The sequence below is a fragment of the Bartonella sp. AA83SXKL genome (assembly GCF_042196965.1).
Lineage (GTDB): Bacteria > Pseudomonadota > Alphaproteobacteria > Rhizobiales > Rhizobiaceae > Bartonella.
The window spans coordinates 1-261 of the sequence record NZ_JBHIRG010000292.1 but is presented as its reverse complement, the minus strand read 5'-3'; the positions used below and the strand labels follow the sequence as shown (position 1 = coordinate 261).

Annotated in this window: 1 protein-coding gene; it reads left to right on the top strand. The window is 38.3% G+C overall.

What is annotated here, in order from left to right; genetic code table 11:
• Positions 1 to 261, top strand: a 261-nt coding sequence (locus ACFINO_RS11210; RefSeq protein ID WP_375655926.1) for an amino acid permease, incomplete at both ends; no start/stop codon positions are given.

The window sequence follows — 261 nt, the reverse complement described above, 5'->3', positions numbered from 1 at the left end:
CACAAAAAGGTGCACCTCGGTTTTTTGGAAAACTTTCCAAATACCATGTTCCAGCCAATGCCCTATTCTTTTCCTGCTTATGTATTTTATTAGGATACACAATTGCATCATCATCTCCAAGCATCATCAGTGCTTTTACAATCGTGAGCAGCATTTCAGCAATTGCATTTTTATTCGTATGGTCTGTAATTTTAGTTAGCTATATTGTGTATCGCCACAACCACCCCCATTTACATACTGAATCCGTCTACAAAATGCCAG